This is a genomic window from Variovorax sp. 01T439_2, from assembly GCF_056398445.1.
Map to the genome: position 1 here is coordinate 1 of NZ_JBFTPJ010000392.1, position 5,085 is coordinate 5,085.

The 5,085-nt window shown below is 56.8% G+C and carries 4 protein-coding genes; all 4 read left to right on the forward strand.

All coding sequences use genetic code 11. The annotated features are described in order from the left end of the window. The coding region (locus AC1DOC_RS18470; RefSeq protein ID WP_478130236.1) for a glycosyltransferase family 2 protein at positions 1-703 on the forward strand (703 nt) is incomplete at its 5' end. Further along, positions 700-1,779 carry a glycosyltransferase family 4 protein gene (locus AC1DOC_RS18475; protein ID WP_478081031.1) on the forward strand — a complete coding sequence of 360 codons (1,080 nt, stop codon included), beginning with the start codon at positions 700-702 and terminating at the stop codon, positions 1,777-1,779. The genes AC1DOC_RS18470 and AC1DOC_RS18475, both read left to right, overlap by 4 nt. A gap of 250 nt (positions 1,780-2,029) precedes the next feature. Continuing rightward, positions 2,030-4,009 carry an asparagine synthase (glutamine-hydrolyzing) gene (gene asnB, locus AC1DOC_RS18480; RefSeq protein ID WP_478081040.1) on the forward strand — a complete coding sequence of 660 codons (1,980 nt, stop codon included), beginning with the start codon at positions 2,030-2,032 and terminating at the stop codon, positions 4,007-4,009. Continuing rightward, positions 4,006-5,085 (forward strand): glycosyltransferase family 4 protein (locus AC1DOC_RS18485; RefSeq protein WP_478130237.1); only part of this gene is annotated, 1,080 nt, incomplete at its 3' end. The genes asnB and AC1DOC_RS18485, both read left to right, overlap by 4 nt.

Sequence of the window (5,085 nt, forward strand, 5' to 3'; positions counted from 1 at the left end):
TTGCAAGGGCAAGTACATTCTTTTTTTGAATCCTGATGCCCAATTACTTCGCGATTCACTGTCGGCCCCGCTGGGCTATATGGAGTGTGCTGAAAATTCAAGTGTCGGTATTGCCGGAATTCAGTTGATAGATTCGGCAGGGCGAGTGTCTCGTAGTTGCTCGCGCTTTCCCGCCACATTTCTATTTCTTTCTCAAGCACTTGGTTTAAATAAAATACCTGGACTGCGCTCCTGGGGTCAACACATGGGGGAATGGAATCACGCTCACGATAGAGAGGTTGATCAAGTTATCGGTGCCTTTTTTCTAGTCCGACGGTCCCTTTTTGAAAAATTAGGCGGATTCGATGAGCGTTTTTTTGTTTATTTTGAAGAAGTAGATTTATCTTATCGCGCCAAGCGAGCCGGCTGGCGCAGTGTTTATCTGGCTAGTGCACAGGCGTTCCACGCAGGAGGTGGCACTTCGGAGCAGGTCAAAGCAGGTCGACTTTTTTACTCACTGCGAAGTCGTTTGTTATATGCGTTCAAACATTTTTCTTTCTTCCCTGCTTGGGTGCTTGCCGGAACAACTTTGCTAGTTGAGCCTGTAACTCGTGCTGTATTTTCCTTGGTGCGTGGCGGAATGGAAGATTTGCGAAATACGCTACAGGCTTATGGAATGCTCTGGCGAGAGTTCCCGGCTATTCTGAAAACGCCGCGCAAATGAAAATTCTTGCGCTAACACGTTACGGTCGCTTGGGTGCTTCCTCTCGCTTGCGTTCTTTGCAATTCACGTCTGCTTTGGAGAAGGCGGGGATAGAGAGCACGATTCAGCCGCTCTTTGGAAATGAGATGCTGCTGAACAAGTACAAAAGAAAAAAGTACGGCGGCGGTGCAGTGCTGAAGGCTTACGCAAATCGCGCGTGGCAATTGCTCCAAAGCGATCAATTTGATTTGATCTGGATTGAAAAAGAGGCATTGCCCTGGGTGCCGGTCTCTTGGGAGAAAGCACTGCTCGGCGGCATGCCATATGTACTCGACTACGACGACGCGATTTTCCACAACTACGATTTGCATCCTTCGGCTTGGGTTCGTCGTTTGTTGGGGCGACGCATTGATCTTTTGATGACCGGGGGGCGTTTGGTCGTCGCCGGCAATGATTACTTGGCTCAGCGCGCGCGAGACGCTGGTGCTCCGTGGGTCGAAGTGTTGCCTACGGTAATTGATTTAGAGCGATACCCTCTCCAGTCGCTGCATCGACGTCAGGCAGGCGTGCCTCGCATCGTATGGATCGGCTCGCCATCCACAGTTAAGTATTTGGCCGCACTTGAATTGCCTTTGACGAAACTGGCTGCACGCTTCGCTTTCAAGCTGCGCGTGATAGGCGGTAGTTTGGAAATGACCGGCGTAGACATCGAGTGCGCACCGTGGACTGAGGAATCGGAAGTCCAAGCTATTTCTGAGTGCGACATCGGCATCATGCCTTTGAGCGACTCGCCGTGGGAGCGTGGCAAATGTGGCTACAAGCTCATTCAATATATGGCATGCGGCTTACCTGTCGTCGCTTCGCCAATTGGGGTCAATACGCAGATCGTGGGGGATGGGGTCAATGGGTTCCTGGCGGCGTCCGCAGATAGTTGGGTGGTGAAACTCGAGCAACTCCTGCTCGACGCTGACCTGCGGCAAACCATGGGGCACGCAGGGCGCCAACGCGTGGAAGCCGAATTCTGTGTACAGAAGGTAGGGCCTCAGCTGGCTAGTCTTCTATTGAAGGCCGGCAGGAAAGAAAAATGTGCGGAATGAGACGCGCAAAAAGTGTGGGAAACACGGTATTCAAAAGCGCCGGATTCGCCGAGCCGTACTTAATTGGCATGTCACGGCCAATTTCGTATGCGAACGGGCGAGCGGAATTTCGGTTATATGGCTGGCCTATAAAAAGGTAGCAGAAGGAGTGTCTCTAGGAAATTTGCAAGATATCGATGCGTATTGCCTGAGTCGGCGGCGTACCGGTTCGGGCTGCGCATATTTATTATTAAAAAAGGGAGTTATAAAAATGTGCGGAATAGCTGGTTTTTTTAACGGTCATTGGCGTGGTGAGGCCGCGCAGTGCCTCAAAGCGATGACGGATGCAATCGTGAACCGTGGGCCTGATGCAGATGGACAGTGGCTGGATCCAGACGCTGCCATTGGCCTAGGGCACCGTCGCCTATCAGTTGTGGAGTTGTCTGAGGCTGGTGCACAGCCCATGACCTCTGTCAGCGGCCGATACGTGCTTGTCTTCAATGGCGAGATCTACAACCACCTGGACTTGCGCGCCGAACTGGGCCGGAGCGGCGCGGCTCCTGGCTGGAGAGGGCATTCGGATACCGAAACGCTCTTGGCCGGCTTCGAGGGCTGGGGCATTCGCGCTACCGTGGAGCGATCGGTGGGCATGTTTGCCTTTGCTGTTTGGGACAGACAGAACCGAACCCTGACACTTGCACGTGACCGCATGGGTGAAAAGCCGCTCTATTACGGATGGCAGGGCAGTGGCTCCGCTGCGGTGTTCTTGTTTGGCTCGGAACTGAGCGCGCTACGAGCGCATCCCATATTTCGTGCGCAGATCAATCGCGATTCACTGTGCCTGTACATGCGGCACAACAACGTGGGTGGCCATCATTCCATCTATGAGGGCGTCCACAAGCTGTTACCGGGCAGCTTGCTGACCGTGTCTCAGGCCGCTCCTGAGCCTGTCTTGGAAACCTATTGGTCGAATGCAGCGGCGGCCGAGCAAGGAGTGGCCCATCTGTTCGAGGGAAGCCCCACAGAGGCGGTTGATGCCTTGGAGGTGTTGCTCAAGGACGCCGTGCGACAGCAAATGGTGGCCGATGTGCCGCTCGGAGCATTTCTCTCGGGTGGTATTGATTCTTCTACCGTTGTGGCGTTGATGCAGGCGCAAGCCCATCGGCCCGTCAAGACCTTCTCGATCGGCTTTCACGAAACCGCTTACAACGAAGCTGAACACGCCAAGGCGGTGGCACAGCACTTGGGTACCGAGCACACCGAGTTGTATGTCACGCCAGAGCAAGCGCTGGCCGTCATTCCCGGTTTGCCCAAGCTTTACAGCGAACCGTTCGCGGATTCTTCGCAGATTGCCACCTTTCTGGTGAGCCAACTTGCGCGCCGTCATGTCACGGTATCGCTGTCGGGCGACGCAGGGGACGAATTGTTCTGTGGCTACAACCTGTATTCGCTCACCGCAAGTCTGTGGCGGCGCTTATCCATGGTGCCCCTGAGATTGAGGCGCGCGTTGGCCATGGGGCTGACGAGCGTGTCGCCGCACCGGTTGAACCGCATAGCGGCCTATACGCCGCTTGCCCGCCAGTGGGCGAACGTGGGCGACAAGTTGCACAAGGGCGCAGGCGTCATGACGGCGGGCTCCGCGGCCGAGCTTTATCGAGGCATGGTTTCTCACTGGCTCCACCCCGAAGACGTAGTCCTGGGTGGCACCGAACCAACCACGGTACTCGATGACCCGGCTCCCAATCGCAAGAGCATGAGCGATGTGGAGCGCATGATGTCGCTCGACCTGCAGACCTATCTGCCCGACGACATCCTGGCCAAGGTAGACCGGGCTGCGATGGGCGTGAGCCTGGAAACGCGTGTGCCTTTTCTCGATCACCGGGTCGTGGAATTCGCATGGCGGTTGCCTATGCAATACAAGCTCCGACGCGAGAACAAGAGCTACACGACCAAATGGGCGCTGCGCCAGGTGCTGTTTCGGCATGTGCCCAAGGCGTTGATAGAGCGGCCCAAGATGGGCTTTGGCGTACCCATCGATAGCTGGTTGCGTGGCCCTTTGCGCCACTGGGCAGAAGACTTGCTGAGCGAGACCCGCCTGAAGCGCGAAGGCTATTTCAATCCCGCGCCCATAAGACAACGGTGGGCCGAGCACCTGAGTGGGCAGCGTAATTGGCAGCATCAACTCTGGTGCGTGCTGATGTTCCAGGCTTGGCTGGCGGAGCAGGCGCCGGTGCGGAGCGGCGTGCGATGAAGTTCCTGCTGATCGCCAGTCTGGCTGAGTCGCTGATCAATTTTCGCGGCCCTCTGATCGCTGCGCTGCAGGCTCGCGGCTTTCAGGTGCATGTGGCAGCCCCCGACCTACCTGAGAGCAACCCAGTCCGCCGGCAATTGCAGGCTGCAGGTGTTGTGGTGCACGACGTCGCCATGCGCCGCACCGGCACCAATCCGGCTGCGGACTTGCGGACACTGTGGAGTCTTTGGCGGCTCATGCGTCGCCTGCGGCCTGAACACGTGCTGGGCTACACCATCAAGCCGGTGATCTATGGTTCCCTGGCCGCATGGCTGGCTGGCGTTCCGCAGCGCTTTGCGCTTGTCACCGGACTGGGGTACACGTTCCAAGGCGAAGGCAAGCGCAGCGGTTTGCAGGAATTGGTGCAGCGGTTGTATGCGATTGCTCTGGCGCGTGTGCACACAGTGTTTTTTCAGAACCCCGACGATGAGGCGTTGTTTCGTCAACGGAAGCTCGTCAAGCTCGATGGACGAACCCGTGTGGTCAATGGTTCAGGTGTGGACGTAGCTGCCTTCCAAACTGTGCCGCTGCCGTCAGGGTATCCATGCTTCTTGTTGATTGCCCGCTTGCTTGGCGACAAGGGTGTGCGCGAATATGCGCAGGCTGCTCGCAGGGTCAGGGCGGTACACCCCGAGGTTCGCTGTTTGTTGGTGGGGTGGATCGACACCAACCCCAACGCCATTGCGCAACACGAGTTGGACGCCTGGGTGGCTGACGGGACGCTGGAATTCCTGGGCCGTCTGGATGACGTGCGTCCTGCCATTGCACGCAGCAGTGTGTATGTGTTGCCCAGCTATCGTGAGGGCACACCTCGCACCGTGCTGGAAGCCATGGCAATGGGGCGCGCCATCATCACCACTGACGCTCCTGGTTGCCGCGAAACAGTGGTGCACGGAGAAAACGGTCTCCTGGTGCCCGTCAAATCGGTCGATGCACTTGAACAGGCCATGTTGAAGTTCGTGGAAGACGAGACGTTGCCTTTGCGCATGGGGCACCGGTCACGGCACATGGCAGAAGCGAAGTACGACGTACACAAG

What these genes read in the sequence shown, in the direction of transcription:
- AC1DOC_RS18475 (WP_478081031.1), top strand. Translation starts at nt 700, where the DNA reads ATGAAAATTCTTGCGCTAACACGTTACGGTCGCTTGGGTGCTTCCTCT.
- asnB (WP_478081040.1), top strand. Translation starts at nt 2,030, where the DNA reads ATGTGCGGAATAGCTGGTTTTTTTAACGGTCATTGGCGTGGTGAGGCC.